The 23,398-nt window shown below is 59.8% G+C and carries 22 protein-coding genes; 10 read left to right on the top strand and 12 right to left on the bottom strand.

The annotated features are described in order from the left end of the window. Positions 1 to 43 precede the first annotated feature (43 nt). Positions 44 to 373, bottom strand: coding sequence for a DUF1820 family protein (locus tag IC37_RS06740; RefSeq protein WP_007894425.1), 330 nt, complete (start codon positions 371 to 373; stop codon positions 44 to 46). Positions 374 to 507: 134 nt separating this feature from the next. On the opposite strand from IC37_RS06740, the gene miaB reads away from it, so the two are divergent. From miaB to lnt, 5 genes are all read left to right on the top strand, one after another. Further along, the gene (miaB, locus tag IC37_RS06735; RefSeq protein WP_030129525.1) at positions 508 to 1,836 is read left to right on the top strand and encodes a tRNA (N6-isopentenyl adenosine(37)-C2)-methylthiotransferase MiaB; all 1,329 of its coding nucleotides are present in this window, start codon (positions 508 to 510) and stop codon (positions 1,834 to 1,836) included. Positions 1,837 to 2,050: 214 nt separating this feature from the next. Beyond that, on the top strand, positions 2,051 to 3,067 hold the full coding sequence (locus IC37_RS06730) for a PhoH family protein (RefSeq protein ID WP_030129526.1): 1,017 nt from the start codon (positions 2,051 to 2,053) through the stop codon (positions 3,065 to 3,067). After that, entirely contained in the window at positions 3,060 to 3,554 is a 495-nt protein-coding gene (gene ybeY / locus IC37_RS06725) for an rRNA maturation RNase YbeY (protein WP_030129527.1), read from the top strand. Before IC37_RS06730 ends, ybeY begins: the two co-directional genes overlap by 8 nt. A 5-nt stretch (positions 3,555 to 3,559) precedes the next feature. Continuing rightward, a complete protein-coding gene (locus IC37_RS06720; protein WP_030129528.1) occupies positions 3,560 to 4,399 on the top strand; it encodes an HlyC/CorC family transporter in 840 nt (279 codons plus the stop codon). An 8-nt stretch (positions 4,400 to 4,407) separates the two neighbouring features. Then, the gene (gene lnt, locus IC37_RS06715; protein WP_030129529.1) at positions 4,408 to 5,931 is read left to right on the top strand and encodes an apolipoprotein N-acyltransferase; all 1,524 of its coding nucleotides are present in this window, start codon (positions 4,408 to 4,410) and stop codon (positions 5,929 to 5,931) included. Between the two features lie 118 nt (positions 5,932 to 6,049). On the opposite strand, the gene IC37_RS06710 is transcribed toward lnt, so the two are convergent. Further along, positions 6,050 to 6,832 carry a YdcF family protein gene (locus IC37_RS06710; RefSeq protein ID WP_030129530.1) on the bottom strand — a complete coding sequence of 261 codons (783 nt, stop codon included), beginning with the start codon at positions 6,830 to 6,832 and terminating at the stop codon, positions 6,050 to 6,052. Positions 6,833 to 6,929: 97 nt separating this feature from the next. After that, on the bottom strand, positions 6,930 to 7,259 hold the full coding sequence (locus IC37_RS06705; RefSeq protein WP_030129531.1) for a hypothetical protein: 330 nt from the start codon (positions 7,257 to 7,259) through the stop codon (positions 6,930 to 6,932). A gap of 280 nt (positions 7,260 to 7,539) precedes the next feature. Between IC37_RS06705 and leuS the strand changes: the two genes are divergently transcribed. The 5 genes from leuS (at position 7,540) to IC37_RS06680 (ending at position 13,701) form a co-directional block, all read left to right on the top strand. After that, positions 7,540 to 10,146, top strand: coding sequence for a leucine--tRNA ligase (gene leuS / locus IC37_RS06700; RefSeq protein ID WP_030129532.1), 2,607 nt, complete (start codon positions 7,540 to 7,542; stop codon positions 10,144 to 10,146). Positions 10,147 to 10,235: 89 nt separating this feature from the next. Next, positions 10,236 to 10,841 carry an LPS assembly lipoprotein LptE gene (gene lptE, locus IC37_RS06695; protein WP_030129533.1) on the top strand — a complete coding sequence of 202 codons (606 nt, stop codon included), beginning with the start codon at positions 10,236 to 10,238 and terminating at the stop codon, positions 10,839 to 10,841. 39 nt (positions 10,842 to 10,880) lie between these two features. After that, positions 10,881 to 11,918: a DNA polymerase III subunit delta gene (gene holA, locus IC37_RS06690; RefSeq protein WP_030129534.1), complete on the top strand. Its 1,038-nt coding sequence runs from the start codon at positions 10,881 to 10,883 to the stop codon at positions 11,916 to 11,918. A 233-nt stretch (positions 11,919 to 12,151) separates the two neighbouring features. Continuing rightward, positions 12,152 to 12,316, top strand: a complete 165-nt coding sequence (gene arfA / locus IC37_RS06685; protein WP_003176285.1) for an alternative ribosome rescue factor ArfA — start codon at positions 12,152 to 12,154, stop codon at positions 12,314 to 12,316. A 62-nt stretch (positions 12,317 to 12,378) separates the two neighbouring features. Further along, on the top strand, positions 12,379 to 13,701 hold the full coding sequence (locus IC37_RS06680; protein WP_030129535.1) for a lytic murein transglycosylase: 1,323 nt from the start codon (positions 12,379 to 12,381) through the stop codon (positions 13,699 to 13,701). Between the two features lie 129 nt (positions 13,702 to 13,830). On the opposite strand, the gene IC37_RS06675 is transcribed toward IC37_RS06680, so the two are convergent. The 9 genes from IC37_RS06675 to mrdA form a co-directional block, all read right to left on the bottom strand. Next, positions 13,831 to 14,781 (bottom strand): LD-carboxypeptidase, encoded by a 951-nt coding sequence (locus IC37_RS06675; protein WP_030129536.1) that lies wholly within the window; start codon positions 14,779 to 14,781, stop codon positions 13,831 to 13,833. A gap of 177 nt (positions 14,782 to 14,958) precedes the next feature. Then, positions 14,959 to 15,981 carry a lipoyl synthase gene (gene lipA, locus IC37_RS06670; RefSeq protein WP_007946663.1) on the bottom strand — a complete coding sequence of 341 codons (1,023 nt, stop codon included), beginning with the start codon at positions 15,979 to 15,981 and terminating at the stop codon, positions 14,959 to 14,961. Position 15,982: 1 nt separating this feature from the next. Beyond that, a complete protein-coding gene (lipB, locus tag IC37_RS06665) occupies positions 15,983 to 16,630 on the bottom strand; it encodes a lipoyl(octanoyl) transferase LipB (RefSeq protein WP_030129537.1) in 648 nt (215 codons plus the stop codon). Next, positions 16,630 to 16,905 (bottom strand): DUF493 domain-containing protein, encoded by a 276-nt coding sequence (locus tag IC37_RS06660; protein ID WP_003215438.1) that lies wholly within the window; start codon positions 16,903 to 16,905, stop codon positions 16,630 to 16,632. Before IC37_RS06660 ends, lipB begins: the two co-directional genes overlap by 1 nt. 80 nt (positions 16,906 to 16,985) lie before the next feature. Next, positions 16,986 to 18,143, bottom strand: a complete 1,158-nt coding sequence (locus tag IC37_RS06655; protein WP_030129538.1) for a D-alanyl-D-alanine carboxypeptidase family protein — start codon at positions 18,141 to 18,143, stop codon at positions 16,986 to 16,988. Between the two features lie 183 nt (positions 18,144 to 18,326). After that, positions 18,327 to 19,337, bottom strand: a complete 1,011-nt coding sequence (locus IC37_RS06650) for a septal ring lytic transglycosylase RlpA family protein (RefSeq protein WP_030129539.1) — start codon at positions 19,335 to 19,337, stop codon at positions 18,327 to 18,329. Next, complete coding sequence (gene mltB, locus IC37_RS06645; protein ID WP_030129540.1) at positions 19,337 to 20,347, bottom strand: lytic murein transglycosylase B; 1,011 nt, start codon at positions 20,345 to 20,347, stop codon at positions 19,337 to 19,339. The genes IC37_RS06650 and mltB overlap by 1 nt, the downstream gene beginning before the upstream one ends. Before the next feature lie 17 nt (positions 20,348 to 20,364). Beyond that, a complete protein-coding gene (gene rodA, locus IC37_RS06640; RefSeq protein WP_050548126.1) occupies positions 20,365 to 21,468 on the bottom strand; it encodes a rod shape-determining protein RodA in 1,104 nt (367 codons plus the stop codon). A 31-nt stretch (positions 21,469 to 21,499) separates the two neighbouring features. Beyond that, positions 21,500 to 23,395 (bottom strand): penicillin-binding protein 2, encoded by a 1,896-nt coding sequence (gene mrdA / locus IC37_RS06635; RefSeq protein WP_030129541.1) that lies wholly within the window; start codon positions 23,393 to 23,395, stop codon positions 21,500 to 21,502. Positions 23,396 to 23,398: the final 3 nt, after the last annotated feature.

The following is a 23,398-nucleotide window of genomic DNA, read 5'->3' as shown; positions in this document are numbered from 1 at the left end:
GGAGCGGGCTTGCTCGCGAATGGGGGCGACTCGGTCTTGAGGCTTACTTCTCAGGCATCGGCATCGGAAACGGCATGACATTGCCGACCGCACCGCGGGCTTCGCTGATTTTCGGCGTGCCGAGGCGCTCGACCTCGTCGATGCGCACGATCGAATGCATCGGCACAAAGCTGCGCACAACGCCTTCGAACTGAGCCTTGAGCTTCTCTTCGCTCGGATCGACGACCACTTGCGTGCGCTCGCCAAAGACGAACTCTTCCACTTCCAGGAAGCCCCACAGATCACTTTGATAGATCTGCTTGGCATACATTTCGTACACCTGGCCCTGATTGAGGAAAATCACCTTATAGATTGGAGCTTCACGTTTGGTCATGGTGGGCGAGTAACACATCGGGGATAAAAATGAGGGCGCGAACTATAGCATAGCCGCCGGACGCGCAACGGTAGGAACCTTGATGCATGTTCCCTATAATGCGCGGTTCTTTGAATCACGTGAGACTGGGGTCCATGGCCAAGAAGCTTTACATCGAAACCCACGGTTGCCAGATGAACGAGTACGACAGCTCGCGCATGGTCGATCTGCTGGGTGAACATCAGGCCCTGGAAGTCACCGCTCGCGCTGAAGATGCCGACGTGATCCTGCTCAATACCTGCTCGATCCGCGAACGCGCCCAGGACCGGGTGTATTCCCAGCTGGGCCGCTGGCGCGAACTGAAACTGGCTAACCCGGACATGGTCATCGCCGTCGGCGGTTGCGTGGCCAGCCAGGAAGGCGCGGCCATCCGTGATCGCGCTCCGTACGTGGACGTGGTATTCGGCCCGCAGACCCTGCACCGCCTGCCGGAAATGATCGACGCCGCGCGCCTGACCAAACTGCCGCAAGTCGATGTCTCGTTCCCGGAAATCGAAAAATTCGACCACTTGCCCGAGCCACGCATCGACGGGCCGAGCGCTTACGTGTCGGTCATGGAAGGCTGCAGCAAGTACTGCACCTTCTGCGTAGTGCCTTATACGCGCGGTGAAGAAGTCAGCCGACCGTTCGACGACGTGATTGCCGAGATCATTCACCTGGCCGAAAACGGCGTGCGTGAAGTGACCTTGCTGGGACAGAACGTCAACGGTTACCGAGGCACCACTCACGATGGTCGCCTGGCCGATCTGGCGGAACTGATCCGGGTGGTGGCGGCTGTCGATGGCATCGACCGGATTCGCTACACCACCTCGCACCCGCTGGAGTTCTCCGACAGCCTGATCCAGGCCCACGCCGATGTGCCGGAGCTGGTGAAACACCTGCATTTGCCGGTGCAATCGGGTTCCGACCGGATCCTTGCGGCGATGAAGCGCAACCACACCGCGCTGGAGTACAAATCCAAACTGCGCAAGTTGCGAGCCGCCGTGCCGGGAATCTGCATCAGTTCAGACTTTATCGTCGGTTTCCCGGGCGAGACCGAGAAAGACTTCGAACAGACGATGAAGCTGATCGAAGACGTCGGTTTCGACTTTTCCTACTCGTTCGTTTATAGCCAGCGCCCGGGCACGCCGGCTGCCGATCTGGCCGACGAAACGCCGGAAGCACTGAAAAAAGAACGCCTGAACGCCCTGCAACATCGCCTCAACCAGCAAGGTTTCGAGATCAGCCGACAAATGGTGGGCTCCATTCAGCGGATTCTGGTAACCGATTATTCGAAAAAAGACCCCGGCGAACTGCAAGGCCGGACCGAGAATAACCGTATCGTCAACTTCCGCTGCGACAATCCGACCCTGATCGGCCAGTTCGCCGACGTGCACATCGACGCCGCGCAACCGCACTCGCTGCGGGGCTCGCTGATCCAATAACAGCGCATTCCCCCTGTGGGAGCGGGCTTGCTCGCGAAAGCAATGTGTCAGCCACATCAATGTCGACTGACACTCCCTCTTCGCGAGCAAGCCCGCTCCCACAGAGACCGCGCCAGACCATGAATCCGATTGGTCTGTTTAAGAGCTTTCGCACCCAGGCGACTGGCGCTATCCTTGATTCATCATAATTGCCCCAGGGCGGCTAAATACGACCTTGAACGCACCCATAGAACCACATCGTTTCATCCTCGAGCCTTTTGAAGCTCGCCGCTTCGCCAATCTGCGCGGGCAATTCGACGAGCATCTGCGCTTGATCGAACAGCGCCTCGCGATCGAGATCCGCAACCGCGGAAACCAGTTCGAACTGATCGGCGAGCCCAAGCACACCACCTCCGCGGAAAACCTGCTGCGCCGCCTGTACCGGGAAACCAAAGGTACCGAGCTGTCGCCGGACATGGTTCACCTGTTCCTGCAGGAATCGGCCGTCGAGGAGTTGGACAACCACTCCCCCGCCGAACCGTCCGTCGCCTTGCGCACCAAGAAAGGCATGATTCGCCCTCGCGGCTTGAATCAGCTGCGCTATGTGAAGGAAATCCTCGGTAACGATATCAACTTCGGCATCGGCCCGGCCGGTACCGGCAAGACCTATCTGGCTGTTGCCTGCGCGGTAGATGCGCTGGAGCGCGAGCAGATTCGCCGCATTCTGCTGGTCCGTCCGGCGGTTGAAGCGGGCGAAAAGCTCGGCTTCCTGCCCGGCGACCTGTCCCAGAAAATCGACCCGTACCTGCGCCCGCTCTATGACGCGCTCTACGAAATGCTCGGCTTCGAATACGTCGCCAAGCTGATCGAGCGTCAAGTGATCGAAGTCGCGCCGCTGGCCTACATGCGCGGTCGTACGCTGAACAACAGCTTCATCATCCTCGACGAAAGCCAGAACACCACCGTCGAGCAGATGAAGATGTTCCTGACCCGGATAGGCTTCGGCTCCACCGCCGTCATCACTGGTGATATCACCCAGGTCGACCTGCCGAAAGGCACCAAGTCCGGGCTGCATCACGTGATCGAGGTGCTGAAAGACGTACCGGGTATCAGCTTCACCCACTTCATGCCCAAGGACGTGGTGCGCCATCCGCTGGTGCAGCGCATTGTCGAAGCCTATGAACGCTTCGAAAATCGCACAGCCGACGAACCGGCGAAGTTCTCTTCCAAGGACACTCGCCCCGATGCTTGAGCTTGATCTGCAACTGGCTACCGAAGCGCCTGTCCCAAGCGAAGCCGAATTCCGTCAATGGTGCGAACTGGCCCTGCGCCAGCGTACTGCCGACTCCGAAATGACCATCCGTCTGGTCGACGAAGAGGAAGCCCGCGAACTGAACTTCACCTGGCGGCAGAAAGACTACGCCACCAACGTTTTGTCGTTCCCGGCCGATGTCCCCGATGAATTTCTCGATATTCCCCTGCTCGGCGATCTGGTGATCTGCGTAGCAGTGGTCGAGCGCGAAGCGGCGGAACAAGGCAAGGAATTAAAGGCCCACTGGGCGCATCTGGTCATTCACGGCTGCTTGCATCTGCTTGGTTACGACCATATAGATGACGATGAAGCCGAAGAAATGGAAGCACTGGAACGAACGTTGCTTGCAGAGTTGGGTCATCCGGACCCTTATGCGGACGACGAAACAGATACATCCCCTACCGTAACAACAAAGGATTCAGAGTAATCGCTATGAGCGAAGATCGATCGAGCAACGGGCAGAAGTCTTGGCTGGGTAAGCTCACCCAGGCTTTTGCCCACGAGCCGAAGAACCGCCAGGAGCTGCTGGAGCTGCTGCGCGATGCACATCAAAACAAGTTGCTGGACAGCGAAGCGCTGGCCATCGTCGAAGGCGCCATCCAGGTTGCAGACCTGCAAGTACGGGACATCATGGTCCCGCGCTCGCAGATGATCAGCATCAAGGCGACCCAGACACCTCGTGAGTTCCTGCCAGCCGTGGTCGACTCGGCCCACTCCCGCTACCCGGTGATCGGCGAAAGCCACGATGACGTGATGGGCGTGTTGCTGGCCAAGGACTTGCTGCCATTGATCCTCAAGGAGAACGGCGACAGCTTCAACATCAAGGACCTGCTGCGTCCGGCCACGTTCGTGCCCGAGTCCAAGCGCCTGAATGTGCTGCTGCGCGAGTTTCGCGCCAACCATAACCACATGGCCATCGTCATTGACGAATACGGCGGCGTGGCAGGTCTGGTGACCATCGAGGATGTGCTCGAACAGATCGTCGGCGACATCGAAGACGAGCACGACGTCGAAGAAGACAGCTACATCAAGCCGCTGCCCAGCGGTGACTTTCTGATCAAGGCCCTGACGCCGATCGACAACTTCAACGAGTTCTTCGACAGCGAATTCTCCGACGACGAATTCGATACCGTCGGCGGTCTGGTGATGAGCGCGTTCGGGCACTTGCCAAAACGCAACGAAATCACTGAAATCGGCGCCTATCGCTTCCGCATCCTCAATGCCGATAGCCGTCGTATTCACTTGTTGCGTCTATCGCCCATTGCCCGTTAAGGATTGACATGCTTCGCGTAACCCGCCCCGGCTGGCCCGGTAACCTGCTGGCCGTGGCGGCCGGTGCACTCACCACCCTGGCCCTGGCGCCGTTCGATATCTGGCCGCTGGCATTGCTGGCGGTCGGTTTCTTTTATGCCGGTTTGCGTGAACTGAGCCCCCGTCAAGCCCTGGGCCGTGGCTGGTGTTTCGGTTTCGGCCTGTTTGCCGCAGGCACCAGCTGGATCTACTACAGCATTCACCACTTCGGTGGCGCTTCAGTGTTGCTGGCCGGCTTCCTGATGCTGATCTTTACGGCGGCGATTGCCTGGTTCTTCGCCCTGCCCGCCTGGCTTTGGGCGCGCTGGCTGCGCCGTAACGAAGCGCCGCTGGCCGATGCCTTGGCATTTGCGGCCTTGTGGGTGGGGCAGGAAGCCTTTCGCGGCTGGTTCCTTACCGGTTTCCCATGGCTCTATTCCGGTTATAGCCAGCTCGATGGCCCACTGGCCGGGCTCGCGCCGGTCGGCGGAATGTGGCTGATTTCCTTCACCCTGGCCCTGACGGCTGCCCTGATTTACAACGCTATGCGGCTGGTGCGCACTGGCCGTAAAGGCTTCATCGCCGCGGGCGTGTTACTGCTGGCCGGTCCTTGGGTGGCTGGCATGGTGCTCAAGGAGCATGCCTGGACCAGTCCTTCGGGCGCGCCGCTGAGCGTTGCGGCGCTTCAAGGCAACATTGAACAAAGCATGAAGTGGGACCCGTCGCAGCTCAACGCGCAATTGGCGCTGTATCGCGACATGAGTTTCAGCTCCAAACGCGTCGACCTGCTGATCTGGCCGGAAACGGCGGTCCCGGTGCTCAAGGAGTCCGCCGAAGGCTACCTGAACATGATGGGCAGCTTCGCCGCAGAGCGTAAATCGGCGCTGATCACCGGTGTGCCGATTCGCCAGGAAGTCCATCACGAGAAGCGCTTTTTCAACGGTATTACTGTTGTCGGTGAAGGCGATGGCACTTACCTGAAGCAGAAACTGGTGCCGTTCGGCGAATACGTTCCATTGCAGGAAGTCTTGCGCGGCCTGATCGCTTTCTTCGACCTGCCGATGTCCGATTTTGCCCGTGGTCCGGCCGATCAAGCGTTACTGCAAGCCAAGGGTTATCAGATTGCACCGTTCATCTGCTACGAAGTGGTCTATCCGGAATTCGCCGCCGGCCTCGCCGCCCGCAGCGATTTGCTGCTGACCATCAGCAACGACACCTGGTTCGGCACCTCGATCGGCCCGCTGCAACATTTGCAGATGGCACAGATGCGCGCACTTGAAGCCGGCCGCTGGATGATCCGCGCCACCAACAACGGCGTGACCGGCCTGATCAACCCGTTTGGCCAGATCACTGCGCAGATCCCGCAGTTCGAACAAGGCATTCTGTATGGCGAAGTGGTGCCGATGCATAACCTGACGCCGTACCTGGAATGGCGTTCGTGGCCGTTGATTATCTTTTGCGTGTTGTTGTTTGGCTGGGCGTTGGTTGCGAACAGAATGGCGAAGACCGTTTAAAAGCTTCGCGAGCAAGCCCGCTCCCACATTTGATCGGCAGTGAACACAGATTTTGTGAACACCAGAGATCAAATGTGGGAGCGGGCTTGCTCGCGAAGACGGCATCACAAGCACAACATCAATCAGCAGCGTCGACATCACCTCGATAGAACATCCAATACCCGACCTGCCCCACCGCCTCATTCATCAACTGCCCGCTCTGCCAGATCGATTTGAATTCCGGCATCCAGCCGCCCAGCGGCCGGGCATTGTCCACGCCTAAAAATCCCACTGGCGCGGGCACCACCTCAAACCCGGCCTGCTGGAAACTCCAGACCGCCCGCGGCATATGCCAGGCCTGAGTCACGACCACCACCCTTTTGATCCCCTCTGGCAACAACACTTGGGCGCTGAGTTGCGCGTTTTCCCAGGTCGTGCGGCTGCGCCCTTCTTGCCAGCGCACCGTCACGCCAAAATCATCGAGCAGTGAGTCCGCCATCAGCTTCGCTTCCGTCGGCGGTGTGCCGTAATGCAGACCACCGCTGGTCAGAATCGGCAAGCCGGACGCCTTGGCCAGGCGCGCGGCATAACGCTCGCGCCCCAGGCCTACACCCGTCGGTTGGTCAACGCCCCAGGCCGGGTCGCCACGCTCACGCCCTGAACCCAGCACCACGATCGCATCAGCGCGCTGGCCCAGAGTTGCCCACTCCTCGCGCGCCAGCGGCGGCTCTCGCTCCAAGGCCTTGGCACTCCACTCCACCATCACTGGCAAGCTCATTAACCAGAAGCCGCCCACGCCCACGAGAAAACACAACCCCGCCAGCCTCGGCCTTGAGCGGCGCCACCACCAGGCAAGCACCAGCAACAGCAATAAAATGCCGGGCGGCAGTAGAAGTTGTTTAATGAAATAACGAAAAGGCATCGGGCATCTCCATAGATGCCCGAAGCCTAAGTGGATTGACGCAATGCGACAACAAATGTGGAAGAACCTTGCTTCAAAAAAAGCATATCCAGCAGCTTCAGGTGCCCTTATTGAATTGCAAAGACCGGACCTTTACCGCGCCTTTGCCGGGTGCCTTATCCTTGAGCCAGATGATATTGGCCGAACGTGGTGCCTCGAGTTGCTTCATTGCTGCTGACAAGCATCCATGCGTCTCACGCTCACTACGGTCGAGATACGCCTTGACCAGTTCAAACTCTGCGGGGCTCAAACCACGCAGCTCCAGCTCCAGGGGACGCTCATCGCGAAGCCGACCGGCGGTTTTGGCCACATCCAGGGCCATTGCGAGACGGTCTATCAGTCTTTCATACAGCTCCGGTTTTGTAGCTTTTCGCTGTGACTCAACCATCCATCACCTCATTGAAGATAAGACTCACTCCCCTTTTAGAGCTTAGCTTCGCTGAAAAAACCGGCTGAGCGCCGCGACCAACGGCCCTCGGGGCGGGCATTGGCCGTGTCCTCACGTGTAATCAGGGTTTCCCTCGGTAGAGTGCGGTCATGTATGCTACGGCGCTTCCTGTAACTCCACTTCCAGCTCGCCTGGGCACCGAAACGCCGATTTGGCGTTATCACCGTCCAGCGTTGCATTGAAGAGGATTAGGCCACCCCTATTCAGTTCAAAAGTAGCCATGCACGAACAATATCAGCCCCGTGAAATCGAAGCCGCCGCCCAGTCGTTCTGGGACGAGCAAAAGTCCTTTGAAGTCAGTGAACAGCCAGGCAAGGAGACATTCTACTGCCTGTCGATGTTCCCTTACCCCAGCGGCAAGCTACACATGGGGCACGTGCGCAACTACACCATCGGCGACGTGATCTCCCGCTACCAGCGCATGCAAGGCAAGAACGTCCTGCAACCCATGGGTTGGGACGCCTTCGGCATGCCGGCGGAAAACGCCGCGATGAAGAACAACGTAGCGCCCGCCAAGTGGACCTACGAAAACATCGCCTACATGAAAACCCAGCTGCGCAGCCTGGGCCTGGCGGTGGACTGGTCGCGCGAAGTGACCACTTGCAAGCCGGATTACTACCGCTGGGAACAATGGCTGTTCACTCGCCTGTTCGAAAAAGGCGTGATCTATCGCAAAAACGGCACTGTGAACTGGGACCCGGTCGACCAGACCGTTCTGGCCAACGAGCAAGTGATCGACGGTCGCGGCTGGCGTTCCGGCGCGCTGATCGAAAAGCGCGAAATCCCGATGTACTACTTCAAGATCACCGCCTACGCGGATGAGCTGCTGGAAAGCCTCGACGAACTGACGGGCTGGCCTGAGCAGGTCAAAACCATGCAGCGCAACTGGATCGGTAAGTCCCGCGGCATGGAAGTGCAGTTCCCGTACAACGTCGATTCCATCGGCGAAACCGGCGCGCTGAAAGTTTTCACCACCCGTCCAGACACCCTGATGGGCGCGACCTACGTTGCCGTGGCCGCCGAACACCATTTGGCTACCCTGGCCGCGCAGAACAGCCCTGAGCTGCAAGCGTTCATCGCTGAATGCAAGGGCGGCAGCGTCGCCGAAGCCGACGTCGCCACTCAAGAGAAAAAAGGTCTGCCGACCTCGCTGTTCGTCGAACACCCGCTGACCGGTGAGAAACTCCCGGTGTGGGTCGCCAACTACGTGTTGATGCACTACGGCGATGGCGCGGTGATGGCCGTTCCGGCTCACGATGAACGTGATTTCGAGTTCGCCACCAAGTACAACTTGCCGATCAAATCCGTGGTGCGCACAAGTTCCGGTGACACCAACCCGGCCCCTTGGCAGGATGCGTACGGCGAGCACGGCTCACTGATCAACTCCGGCGAATTCGACGGTCTCGACTTCGCCGGCGCCTTCGACGCCATTGAAGTGGCGCTGATCAAGAAAAACCTCGGCACCTCCCGCACCCAGTTCCGCCTGCGCGACTGGGGCATCAGCCGTCAGCGCTACTGGGGCTGCCCGATCCCGATCATCCACTGCGACACCTGCGGTGATGTGCCGGTCCCGGAAGATCAACTGCCCGTGGTGCTGCCGGAAGACGTCGTACCCGACGGCGCCGGTTCGCCGCTGGCGCGCATGCCCGAGTTCTACGAGTGCACCTGCCCGAAATGCGGCGCTGCGGCCAAGCGTGAAACCGACACCATGGACACCTTTGTCGAGTCCTCGTGGTACTACGCCCGTTACGCCTCGCCGCACTATGAAGGTGGCCTGGTAGAAAAAGCGGCGGCCGACCATTGGTTGCCAGTGGATCAGTACATCGGCGGTATCGAACACGCCATTCTTCACCTGCTCTACGCGCGCTTCTTCCACAAGCTGATGCGCGACGAAGGCCTGGTGAGTTCCAATGAGCCGTTCAAGAACCTGCTGACCCAGGGCATGGTGATCGCCGAGACTTACTATCGTCGCGAAGCCAATGGTGCCTACACGTGGTTCAACCCGGCGGACGTAGAACTCGAACGCGACAGCAAGGCCAAGGTCATTAGCGCCAAGCTGATCGCAGACGGCCTGCCGGTGGAAATCGGTGGCACCGAGAAGATGGCCAAGTCAAAGAACAACGGCGTTGACCCACAGTCGATGATTGACCAGTTCGGCGCAGACACCTGCCGACTGTTCATGATGTTTGCCTCCCCACCCGACATGAGCGCGGAATGGTCCGACTCCGGCGTAGAGGGTTCGCACCGCTTCCTCAAACGCGTCTGGCGTCTGGCTCAAGCGCACGTCACTCAGGGCCTTCCGGGCAAACTGGACGTCGCCAGCCTGAACGACGAGCAGAAAGCCATTCGCCGTTCGATCCACCAGGCCATCAAGCAGGCCAGCCACGACGTCGGCCAGAACCACAAATTCAACACCGCCATCGCCCAAGTGATGACGCTGATGAACGTGCTGGAAAAAGCCGCGCAAGGCACCGAACAGGATCGCGCACTGATTCACGAAGGTCTGGAAACCGTAGTCCTGCTGCTGGCACCGATCACCCCGCACATCAGCCACGAACTGTGGCATCGACTGGGCCATGCTGACCCGGTAATCGATGCCGGTTGGCCGGTACTGGACGAAAACGCCCTGGTGCAAGACAGCCTGCAACTGGTCATCCAGGTGAACGGCAAACTGCGCGGACACATCGAAATGCCGGCCAGCGCCAGCCGCGAAGAAGTCGAAGCTGCCGCACGGGCCAACGAAAACGTCCTGCGCTTCGTCGATGGCCTGACTATTCGCAAAGTGATCGTAGTGCCCGGGAAACTGGTCAATATCGTCGCCAGCTAAATTGGATCGGGCGCCAGGTCATGCCTGGCGCCGAGTAAAACCTTTCGGGCCGCTTGACCGGCCCACATGGTTTCAAGGGGAGCAACAAGATGATCAAACGCAATTTGCTGGTGATGGGGCTTGCAGTCCTGCTGAGCGCCTGCGGTTTCCAGCTGCGCGGCACCGGCACCACCGAACTGGCGATCAAGGAACTCGACCTGAGCGCCCGCAATGCCTACGGCGAAACTGTAACGCAAATGCGTCAGGTACTGGAAAGCAGCGGCGTCAAGGTCTACAGCGGCGCGCCTTACAAGCTGGTGCTGACCGATGAGCAGGAAAGCCAGCGCATCCTCAGTTACGCAGGCGCCGGTCGTACTGGCGAGTACCAGATGACCATGGTGCTGAACTACGACATCCGGGGTCAGGGCAACCTGCCACTGCTGAGCGACAAGCTCGAAGTGCAGAAAGTCTTCATCCATGACGGCAACAACCTGGTGGGTTCTGACCAGGAAGCCAACGATGCCCGCAAGGAAATGCGTCGTGAACTGGTTCAACGCATGATGCTGCGCCTGCAACAGCTGACCCCAACTCGGTTGGAACAACTGCAACAGACCGCTGAAGCCAGGGCCAAGGCTGAAGCCGACGCGCTGGAAGCGGCGCAGAAGGCTGAAGCGGAGACTCCGCGTCAGTCGCCTATCGAACTGCCGCAGCAATAAGCCTTACGGGGCGCTCAGGCGCCCCGTTCGCCTCTTCTTATGAAACTCGCCCCCGCCCAACTCGGTAAACACCTGCAAGGCGTCCTCGCGCCGGTCTACGTCATCAGTGGCGATGACCCACTGCTGTGTCAGGAAGCCGCCGATGCCATTCGCGCAGCCGCCCGCCAGCAAGGTTTCGATGAACGCCAGGTCTTTGCCGCCGACGCCAGTTTCGACTGGGGTACGCTGCTGCAGGCCGGCGCCAGCATGTCGCTGTTCGCCGAAAAGCGTCTTCTGGAACTGCGTCTGCCCTCCGGCAAACCCGGAGACAAAGGCGCTGCGGCATTCATTGAGTACTGCTCGCGCCCGGCCGAAGACACGGTGCTGTTAATCAGCCTGCCCAAGCTTGATGGCAGTGCGCAGAAAACCAAGTGGGGCAAGGCGCTGATCGAAGGTCCGCAGACCCAGTTCATTCAGATCTGGCCAGTGGATACCAGCCAGTTGCCGGGCTGGATTCGCCAACGCCTGTCCCAGGCTGGGCTTTCAGCCAGTCAGGACGCTGTCGAACTGATCGCCGCTCGAGTCGAAGGTAATCTGCTGGCTGCCGCCCAGGAAATCGAAAAACTCAAGCTGATGGCCGAGAGTGGCCAGATCACGGTCGAAACCGTGCAAGCGGCGGTGGCCGACAGCGCGCGTTTCGATGTCTTCGGCCTGACCGATGCGATCCTTAATGGCGAGGCTGCTCACGCCCTGCGCATGCTCGAAGGGTTGCGCGGCGAAGGCGTCGAACCGCCGGTGATTCTCTGGGCGCTGGCCCGGGAGCTGCGTCTGCTGGCCAACCTGTCACTGCAATACAGCCAGGGTGTGCCACTGGACAAAGCCTTCAGCCAGGCCCGACCACCGATCTGGGACAAGCGCAAACCGCTGATGAGCAAGGCGCTGCAACGCTACTCGGCGCAACGCTGGGCACAGTTGTTGCTCGAAGCGCAGCGTATCGACGCACAGATCAAAGGCCAGGCGGCAGGCTCGCCGTGGATGAGCCTGAGCCGGTTGACGCTGTTGATGGCCGGGCAAAGATTGTCGTTGCCTGCCGAGTAAGGCTTTTGTGGCGAGGGAGCTTGCTCCCGCTGAGTTGCGAAGCGACCCTAAAACCAGTCACCGCGCGTCTTCAGATGTTCCTCGGTTACCCGTTTCACGACTGCTACGCAGCCGAGCGGGAGCAAGCTCCCTCGCCACAGGTATCATTTCCTACACAATGTAGGGACTAGACAGAACCCCTACTTCGGCAGATTATTCCCCCCGCAAAATCCACTCACTTGCGAGAAATCATCATGAGCAAAAAGCCATCCAAACATGGCCCCAACAAGGCCAAATCCATCATCGCCCAGCCACTGTTCCGCAGCCGTCAGGAACGAGCCGGCAAGGGCAAAGGCAGCTACCGCCGCGAAGCCTTCCAGTCTAATAGCTGGGAGGCTTCTTACTTTCTGGCGGCCTGAAAGGCAAGCCATCGCTCAACATGTTAAGGTCTGCACCTGATTCGTATCCTCTGGACCTGTGCATGCCCCTTTGTATTTCCCGTCGTTGGCCTCTTCGCCAACTGATAGCTGCCTCCAGCCTCGTTCTGCTTGTCGCCTGCGCGGAAAAACCCACCGCCGCCGACGCCCAACCGCTTCAGACCCGCACCGTTGCGACGGCCCCTGCGATCATTCCGCCGGTGGTGCCGACCGGTGAGAATCTCGACATCCAGCCTACCCAGACCTTTGCCGAATGGCAGGCGGGTTTCCGTAAAGACGCCCTCGCCGCCGGCATTCGCGCCGACCTGTTCGACCGTGCGTTCGCCAATGTCAGCGTGGACGACAGCGTGATCCGTGCCGACCGCAGCCAACCGGAGTTTACTCGCCCGGTGTGGGAATACCTCGATGGTGCGCTGTCACCTCTGCGGGTGCGCAAAGGTCAGGCGCTGGTCAGCCAGTACGCCGACATCCTGCAAAGCATCGAACAGCGCTACGGCGTCGACCGTCAGGCACTGGTCGCTGTGTGGGGCATGGAAAGTAATTTCGGTCAGTTCCAGGGCAACAAGTCGGTGATCAATTCCCTGGCGACCCTGGCCTATGAAGGTCGACGTCCGGGCTTTGCTCACGCGCAGCTGATCGCAGCCCTGCAAATCCTGCAACAGGGCGATATCGAACCTGAAAACATGCTCGGTTCCTGGGCCGGAGCCATGGGCCAGACCCAGTTCATCCCGACCACCTACAACACCCATGCCGTGGATTTCGACGGCGATGGCCGCCGCGACATCTGGAACAGCCCCGCCGATGCACTGGCCTCGACCGCGCACTATCTGCAGAGCTCCGGCTGGCAGAAAGGCCAGCCTTGGGGCTTCGAAGCACAACTGCCGAGCGGTTTCAATTACGCCCTGGCCGATGGCACGATTCGCAAGAGCGTTGCCGAGTGGCGGCAACTGGGGGTGACCCTGCCCAATGGCGCCCAGGTTCCGGCAGGCTCCGAACACCTGTCGGCCGCCCTGCTGCTGCCGGCCGGCTATCGCGGCCCGGCGTTCCTGGTCCTTGATAACTTCCGCGCGATTCTCAAGTACAACAACTCTTCGTCCTACGCCTTGGCCGTGAGCCTGCTGTCCGAGCGTTTCAATGGTGGCGGTTTGATCAGCGGTCTATGGCCAAAAGATGACTTGCCGCTGAGCCGTAGCGAGCGAATCGAGCTGCAAAACCTGTTGAGCGCCCAGAACTACGACGCAGGGACCGCCGACGGGATTATCGGCGCCAATACCCGCAAAGCGATCCGCAACGCCCAGCAGTCATTTGGCTGGCCGGCGGATGGTTATCCGACGCACAAGTTGCTGGAAGGGTTGCGTAGCCGATAGTAAGACGAATGGCTGATACCGCTTTCGCGAGCAAGCCCGCCCCCACAGTTGACCGAGTTCTTTCATGAACATGCGGTCGAATGTGGGAGCGGGCTTGCTCGCGAAGACTGTCTGTCAGGCGATGAATTCCTAAGCCTTGATCACCACATCCTGCTCCAACACCAACGTCTTGTCCCCCGCATCCAGCCTGACCAGCGCGCCCATCGGCAGCGTCAAATTCGGATCACAATGCCCGCTACGCCATCCGGCCAGCACGGGTATGCGCAACGGTGCGAAGACTTGTTTGAGCAAGCGCTCCAGCGCAGCAACATCAACCCCCGCCACATCCCCCACCAGAACCCCGCCCAGCTTGTGCAGCGTACCGGCCAAGCGCAAATGAGTCAGCAGCCGGTCTATGCGATACAGCGGCTCGTTAATGTCCTCGATGAACAGGATGACGCCCTCGGCATCGATCTCGTAAGGCGTGCCCATGGTCGCGGCGATCATCGACAGATTGCCCCCCAGCAAACGTCCGTGAGCGATGCCGGGCTCGATTGTGGTCAACGGCCAGGCCACCGGGTGAGAAAGCACACTGCCCGCCTTTACCTGCCCGCGCAGCATGTTGAAAAACGAGAACTCAGTGGGTTGCTGCTTGTCACCTAGCAGGTCAGCGTTGAGCATCGGGCCATGGAAGGTCACGAACCCGGCATAACGACTGATGGCCGAGTGCAGCGCAGTGACGTCGCTGTAGCCGATAAACGGCTTGGCGTTGTTATGCAGTAATTCGAAATCGATGCGATCGAGCAAACGCGGCGTACCGTAACCGCCACGCAGACAGATGATGGCGTCGATCTCGCTGTCGGCGAATGCGCCGTGCAAGTCATTGAGCCGTACATCATCACTGCCAGCCAGGTAGCCGTCTTTCTCGTAAACGCCAGGAAACACTCGCAGCGAATAGCCGCGAGCGCGCATCCAGGCAATGGCTTTATCGGTGTCCAGTGCAGCGGGGCCGGCGGGCGCGATCACGCCGATCATCCCTGCAGACGGCAAGGCCGGAACGGCGGCGTGAGGACAAAGAGTGTGGGTCGGTCGAGCGGTCATCCATGATTCTCCCTGTGTGAACGTTTCAGCACACAGTAGTCAGGAACGGGGATAAACAGAAGAGGGTCAGTCACCCCACGGCTTGCAGGAAAAGTCTGCAATGGACGTGGGCGCAGCCAAAAAAAGGCCCGCAAGGCCGGAGAAGCCTTGCGGGCCTTTTTTGCTCTCACAACAGGATCAGGACGACATCAGCTCGGCCTTGACCAGTTTCGCCTGCTCGTCGGCATGGTACGAGGAACGTACCAACGGGCCGGAAGCGACGTTCTTGAAGCCCATCTTGTAACCTTCCTCGGCAAACCAGGCGAAGGTGTCCGGGTGCACGAAGCGCTGGACCGGCAAGTGGCTGCGGGACGGTTGCAGGTACTGGCCAAGGGTCAGCATGTCGATGTCGTGTTCGCGCATGCGCTTCATGACTTCGATGACTTCTTCGTCGGTTTCGCCCAGGCCCAGCATCAAACCGGACTTGGTCGGAATGTGCGGCATCATCTGCTTGAAGCGTTGCAGCAGGGTCAGCGACCACTGGTAATCCGAACCCGGACGCGCAGCCTTGTACAAGCGTGGCACGGTTTCCAGGTTGTGGTTGAACACATCCGGCGGCTCGGCGGCGGTGATTTCCAGCGCGACGTCCATGCGGCCACGGTAGTCCGGGACCAAGGTCTCGAGCTGCACGTTTGGCGACAGTTTGCGGATTTCGCGGATGCAGTCGGCAAAGTGCTGAGCACCGCCGTCACGCAGGTCGTCGCGGTCTACCGAGGTGATCACCACGTACTTGAGTTTCAGGTCGGCGATCGCAATGGCCAGGCTTTCCGGCTCATTGACGTCCAGTGGTTTCGGACGACCGTGGCCGACGTCGCAGAACGGGCAGCGACGGGTGCAGATGTCACCCATGATCATGAAAGTCGCGGTGCCACCGGAAAAGCACTCGCCCAGGTTTGGGCAGGACGCTTCTTCGCACACGCTATGCAGCTTGTGTTTACGCAGCAGGGCCTTGATGCGGTCGACCTCCGGGGAAACCGGGATGCGCACGCGAATCCAGTCGGGTTTCTTCGGCAGTTCAGTGGTCGGGATGATCTTCACCGGGATGCGTGCAACCTTCTCGGCGCCGCGCAGCTTGACGCCGGCTTCAACCTTGGCACGCGGGGCCGGACGCTCGGTGACATCGAGCGTCGGGATCATGGTTTGCACTGCATCAGTAGTCATATCAGTCGATTCCGCCCGTTAGGGTCGTCTGCTCAGCATAGTCGAGGTGTTTGACGAGCTGCGCGCGCAGCCGGGCACTTACCTCGGCAAATTCAATCGATCCTGCGTGATCGCTCAGCTGGGTCATCGCCAGCCCGGCGTAGCCGCAGGGATTAATCCGTCGAAACGGCTCCAGGTTCATGTCCACGTTCAGGGCCAGGCCATGAAAGGAACAACCGTGGCGGATCCGCAGACCCAGAGAAGCGATTTTCGCGCCATCGACATAGACACCCGGCGCATCCGGCTTGGTCACCGCGGTCACGCCGTAGCTGGCCAGCAGCTCGATCAGGCATTGCTCCATGCGGCTGACCAGGTCACGTACACCGAAACCCAGCTTGCGCACATCCAGCAGCAGATAGGCCACCAGTTGTCCGGGACCGTGGTACGTCACCTGACCACCACGATCGACCTGAACCACCGGAATATCACCCGGCAGCAGCAAATGCTCGGCCTTGCCGGCCTGGCCCTGGGTGAACACCGGCGGATGTTCCACCAGCCAGATTTCGTCGGCGGCATCGCTGCCGCGTTCGTTGGTGAAGCGTTGCATGGCATGCCAGACCGGCTCGTAAGCCATCTGGCCGAGCTCGCGAAAGCCCAGCGTGCCGGACATCACAGCACCATGTGCACGAAACCGGTGGCCCGCAGTTCGCTGTTGATGTTGTACAGCTGGTCCTGGTCGGTCGCGACGATGTGCAGTTGAATGGTGGTGTATTTGCCATTGGTGCTTTGGCGTTCATCCACACGGTCATGGTTGATCGTTGCGTGCTTCTTGACGATCTCGATGATCTTGTCTTTGTTGCCCACTCCGGTGTCGCTGATCACCTTAACCGGGTAATCAACGTTGGGGAATTCGATCTTTGGCGCCTTTACTTCAGTGTCTGTCATGGCGTAACGGCCTCGTAAGCCGTGGTAACGGACATGGCCCCGCTCCGGATTGGAACGGGGCCATGCAGGTCCACACTAATTCAATTGAACAAGCCGTAGAAGAATAGACGGATGCTATCCCACATGCGGCGGAAGATACCACCCTCGTCGACCGCGTCCAGAGCGATCAGGTCGGCGCTGTGTACCACCTTGTCGTCCAGTTTCACTTCGACTTTACCGATCACATCGCCCTTGGCGATTGGCGCGACCAGTTGCGGGGTCATGGTCATGCTGGCGGCGAGCTTTTTCAGCTGGCCTTTTGGCAAAGTCATGGTCAGGTCTTGAGCCAGGCCGGCCTTGACTTGATTGGTCGTGCCTTTCCAGACAGGTGCCTGAGCCAGCTCGGCGCCTTTCTGATAGAAGGTCTGGGTTTCGAAGAAGCGGAAACCGTAAGTCAGCAGCTTCTGCGTTTCAGCAGCACGGGCCACTTCGCTGTTGGTGCCGAACACCACTGCGATCAGGCGCATGCCATCACGTACAGCCGAAGACACCATGCAGTAGCCAGCTTCGTCGGTGTGACCGGTTTTCAGACCATCGACAGTCTTGTCACGCCACAGCAGCAGGTTGCGGTTAGGCTGCTTGATGCCGTTCCAGAAGAACTCTTTCTGCGAGTAGATCGCGTAGTGAGCCGGGTCTTCGTGGATGATTGAGCGAGCCAGCACGGCCATGTCGTGAGCCGACGAGTAGTGCTCCGGGTTCGGCAGACCGGTCGGGTTCATGAAGTGACTGTTGGTCATGCCCAGGTCGGCCACGGTTTTGTTCATCATGTCGGCGAACGCGTCTTCGCTGCCGGCGATGTGCTCGGCGAGCGCAACACTGGCGTCGTTGCCCGACTGAATGATGATGCCATGCAGCAGGTCGCTGACAGTCACTTGCGTGCCGACCTTGATGAACATCCGCGAACCGCCGGTACGCCAGGCATTCTCGCTGACGGTCACTGGATCGTTTTCGCCGATCTGGCCACGACGGATTTCCAGGGTCGCGATGTAGGCGGTCATCAGCTTGGTCAGGCTGGCCGGAGGCAGACGCTGGTCACCGTTGTTCTCTACCAGCACGTTGCCACTGCTGGCATCCATGAGTACGTAGGCTTTGGCGGCCAGTTGCGGTGGCGACGGCATCATCTCGACCGCGAAAGCGGCAGGCGAGAGGAGCAGCGGGACTAGCAGGCACAGGCGTTTGGCAAAGGTGGTGATGTTCATCCGTCTCTCGAAATCGCTAATGGAAACTGCCCAAGGGCAAAACTAATCAGACAACTCTCTAAAAAGCTGTCACGTGTTCAGTTGCTCACTCTGTAACCCTTGCCGGGCTTTTGTTCTTCAACGAGCCAACAACCCGGTTCGCCCCCCAAAACCGCAAGCGAACCGTCAATCAAGTACTACGTATCACTCGGCGCTGACCAGGCTCGGCGAACCGAGGTTGGCCAGCCGCACACTGTTCTGCACCTGCTGGATTTCACCTGGCGAGCCAATCGGCCCCAGGCGCACCCGATGCAGTGTCTGTTGGTTACGCACGATCGAGCTGATGAACACCGGAGCGCTCACCATCCCGCTGAGCTTCGATCTCAGGAGTTCTGCAGCGTCCGGGTTGGCGAACGCGCCCACCTGCAGATACTGGCCAGAGGCTGGTACAGAAGCGTTTTTTTTTGCATCGATCTGCACCGGCACAATGGCCGCGGCGTGTTGCTGCGGCGGTGGCGTCCATTGCTCGACGGTACCGGCCGAAGCCGTTATGACCGGGGCACTATTCTGCGCAACTTGCGACTCGTTGAGCATCAAAGGTGCCGGGCGGCCTTTGGCGGCCCACCATTGCTGCGGGTCGATGCCTTCGACCTTGACCCGTGCCGTGCCGGTTTCAGCGTAGCCGAGCTTCTTGGCGGCCGCGTAGGACAAGTCGATGATCCGGTCCGAGTAGAACGGCCCGCGGTCGTTGACCCGCAGGATGACCGTCTTGTTATTGTCCAGGTTAGTCACCCGAACGTAACTTGGCAGTGGCAAGGTCTTGTGAGCGGCGCTCATGCCATACAGGTCATACACCTCGCCGTTGGCAGTGTTCTGACCATGGAACTTGGTGCCGTACCAGGACGCAGTGCCCGAGGCCACGTAGGTGCTGGACTCTTGCTGCGGGAAATAAGTCTTGCCCAGTACCGTGTAAGGATTGGCTTTATAAGGACCGCTGTGCAGGGTCGGCGTGGCATCCGGGATACGCGACACGTCGACATCCCACCAGGGTGCGCCATCCTTGTGAGCCCGGTTGATATCCAGGCCAGGTGCCGAACGAACGGCGGTCGGGGATTTCTGAGCCGGCGCGCGGCTGGTCGAACAACTGGCGACCAGTACCGCCAACGCGGCGAATGCCATGAGCTTCAGGGGTTTATCCATAGGCAATGCCCGCATTACTTGACGCCCCGTGCTTGGACCAGCTGTTCAGACAGTTGATGTACCGCCATGGCGTACATCACGCTGCGGTTATAACGCGTGATTGCGTAAAAATTCGTCAGGCCCATCCAGTATTCGGGGCCATTGTCACCTTCCAGGCGGAAAGCCGTGACCGGCATATCATCGCGCAGCGCATCATGACTCGACCAGCCCAGCGCCCGCAACTCCCCGACGGTTTTCGTCGGCTCGATGCCGGCGGTCAAACCCTCGTCCACCTGATCGCCACGCACATCGGCGCGGTTGACCACAGGTTCGCCGGCGACCCAGCCGTGACGTTTGAAATAGCTGGCGACACTGCCGATGGCATCGTCCGGGTTGTTCCAGATATTAATGTGGCCGTCACCGTCGAAATCCACCGCATAGGCGCGAAAACTGCTCGGCATGAACTGCGGCAAGCCCATGGCCCCGGCGTAGGAGCCTTTGAGGGTCAACGGGTCGACCTGCTCTTCACGGGCCAGCAGCAGGAATTCACGCAATTCCTTGCGGAAGAATTCGGCACGGGGAGGATAGTCGAAACCCAGGGTCGACAAGGCATCGATCACCCGGAAATTACCGGTATTGCGACCGAAAAAGGTCTCGACACCGATGATCGAAACAATAACCTGCGCCGGCACACCGTATTCCTGCTCGGCACGAGCCAGGACCGCTTCATGCTGACGCCAGAAGTCCACACCGCGGGCGATACGCGCATCGGTGATGAACATCGGGCGATATTCTTTCCACTGTTTAACCCGTTCGGCGGGTTTGGAGATGGCGTCCAGAATTGACTGCTTGCGTTCGGCTTCGCGGAACACGCCCATCAGTTGTTCACCGGCAAAGCCATAGTCGCGGGTCATTTCACCGACGAACTCGGCCACTTGGGGCGAGCCTTCGTAATCGCCGGCCAACGCTTGCTGCGCAGTCCCAAGGATGCTTACCAGGCCGACCCACGGTGCGTATCGAGTCGCCCAGCCACGCATTGCTTGCATTGAAATCTTCACCTTATTCAAACCTGTGCGATCCACTTGCGATGGGTATGGATCGACATCAAAACCCCAAACGCTGACAGTAGCGTCACCAGCGAAGTTCCTCCGTAGCTAATGAACGGCAACGGCACCCCCACAACCGGCAACAGGCCACTGACCATACCGATGTTGACGAAAACGTAAACAAAAAACGTCATGGTGAGACTGCCCGCGAGCAATTTGCCGAACAATGTCTGAGCCTGGGCAGTAATCACCAGCCCGCGACCGATCAACAGCAGGTAGATCAGCAACAATGCGCAGATGCCCACCAGGCCGAACTCTTCGCCCATCACCGCAATAATGAAGTCGGTGTGGCTTTCCGGCAGAAAGTCCAGGTGCGACTGAGTGCCGAGCAACCAGCCTTTGCCGAACACGCCGCCGGAACCGATGGCGGCTTTCGACTGAATGATGTTCCAGCCCGTGCCCAGCGGATCGCTCTCTGGGTCGAGGAAGGTCAGGATTCGCTGCTTCTGGTAGTCGTGCATGATGAAGTACCACATGCCGACCGCCACCGGCACAGCCGCGGCAATCACACTGAGAATCCAGCGCCAGCGCAGGCCACCCATGAACAGAACGAACGCGCCACCGGCGAGGATCAGCAGCGAAGTGCCGAGGTCGGGCTGGCGCACGATCAGGATGAACGGCAACCCGATCAGAAACAGACTGACGCCCACATGCTTGAGTTGGGGCGGCAAGGAGCGCTTGGCCAGGTACCAGGCGATGGTTGCCGGCATCAGGATCTTCATGAATTCCGAGGGCTGGAAGCGGATCACCCCGGGAATGTTGATCCAGCGCGTGGCCCCCATGGCGTTGTGCCCCATGACATCCACCACCACCAGCAACAGCACGCCGATCACATAACCGACCGGCACCCAGCGGGCCATGAAGCGCGGCTCGAACTGGGCGATGACGATCATCGATACCAGGCCGATGCCGAAGGAAGTCGCTTGCTTGGCCAGCAGATCCCAGCTTTTGCCACTGGCCGAATACAGCACGAACAGGCTGCCGGCCGCGAGGGTCAACAGCAGGATCAGCAACGGGCCGTCGATGTGCATGCGTTGCAACAGCGTCGCACGGCGACGCATCACATCCTCGCTGGAGAGGATGCGATCGAAATTACTCTTCACGGGCCGTAGCCTCCGCACTGATAGGGCTGGCGTATTCGGCTTTCAGTCGGCCATCCTGGTCCAGGAGCCAGGCATCCATGACTTGACGCACCACAGGTGCAGCGACGCCGGAACCGGACTCGCCGTTCTCGACCATCACCGACACCACGATTTGCGGGTTGTCGGCCGGCGCGAAGCCGACGAACAAGGCGTGGTCGCGGTGACGCTCCTGAACCTTGGAGCGGTCGTACTTCTCGCCCTGCTTGATCGCGACCACCTGAGCCGTACCGCTCTTGCCGGCAATCCGGTATTGAGCACCAATGGATGCCTTGCGCGCCGTACCGCGGGCACCGTGCATCACCTGCTGCATGCCGTGGTTGACCTTGGTCCAGTCCGACGGGTCGCGCAGGATGATGTCCGGCATCGGATTTTCGTCCACCGGCTTCGCACCTTCGAGGGTCTTGGCCAAATGCGGACGATTCCAGACACCCTTGTTGGCCACCAGCGCCGTGGCCTGCGCCAACTGCAACGGAGTGGACTGCATGTAGCCCTGACCGATCCCGAGAATCAGCGTTTCGCCCGGGTACCAGGCCTGACGACGGGTCGCGCGCTTCCATTCCCGGGTCGGCATCAACCCCGGCGACTCTTCGAACATGTCCAGGGAGACCTTCTGACCAATGCCGAATTTGCTCATATAGGCCGACAACCGATCAATCCCCAGCTTGTGGGCCAGGTCATAGAAGTAGGTGTCGTTGGACCGCATGATTGCCGTATCCAGATCCACGTAACCGTCGCCGGTACGGTTCCAGTTACGGTATTTGTGATCGTAGTTGGGCAGTTGGTAGTAACCGGGGTCGTAGACCCGGGTCGACGCCGTAACCACGCCCGCATCCAGACCGGCAATCGCCACCGCCGGTTTAATCGTCGAGCCCGGCGGGTACAGACCGCGCAATACGCGGTTGAACAGTGGCCGGTCGATGGAATCGCGCAACTCGGAATAGGCTTTGAAGCTGATGCCGGTGACGAACAGGTTCGGGTCGAAACTCGGCTGGCTGACCATCGCCAGCACTTCGCCGGTTTTCGGGTCCAGCGCCACGACCGCGCCACGGCGACCGCCAAGCGCAGCTTCGGCGGCTTCCTGCAATTTGATGTCCAGGCTCAGGACAATGTCCTTGCCGGGAATCGGATCGGTACGCTTGAGTACGCGCAATACGCGGCCTCGTGCGTTGGTTTCGACTTCCTCGTACCCCACCTGGCCGTGCAACTCGGCCTCATAGAAGCGCTCGATACCGGTTTTGCCAATTTGATGGGTACCGCTGTAACCCACCGGATCCAGAGTTTTGAGTTCTTTCTCGTTGATCCGCCCCATGTACCCCACCGAGTGCGCAAAGTGCGCGCCCTGCGGGTAATGACGCACCAGCTGCGCGACCACTTCCACACCGGGCAGGCGGAATTGGTTCACCGCGATGCGGGCGATTTGCTCTTCGGTCAGCTCGAACAGGATGGGCACCGGCTCAAACGGTCGGCGCCCCTGACGCATGCGTTTCTCGAAGATCACCCGGTCTTCGGGCGTCAGCCCCAGCACTTCGACAATCACATCGAGCACTTGCTGCCAGTCGCCGGAGCGTTCGCGGGTCATGCTCAGGCTGAAGCTTGGCCGATTGTCGGCCACCACCACGCCATTGCGGTCGAAGATCAACCCGCGAGTCGGCGGAATCGGCTGCACATGGACGCGGTTGTTTTCCGACAGGGTCGAGTGGTACTCGTACTGGATCACCTGAAGGAAATACAGCCGCGCGATCAGCACCCCAATCAGTGCTACAACTGCAATGGCCCCGAACACGACGCGGCCACGCACCAGACGGGCGTCTTTTTCGTGGTCCTTGATGCGGATCGGCTGGGGCATGAG

It is taken from the genome of Pseudomonas sp. QTF5 (genome assembly GCF_000512695.2).
Taxonomy (GTDB): Bacteria; Pseudomonadota; Gammaproteobacteria; order Pseudomonadales; family Pseudomonadaceae; genus Aquipseudomonas.
The sequence above is the reverse complement of the archived record's forward strand: the minus strand, read 5'-3'. Positions and strand labels throughout refer to the sequence as shown.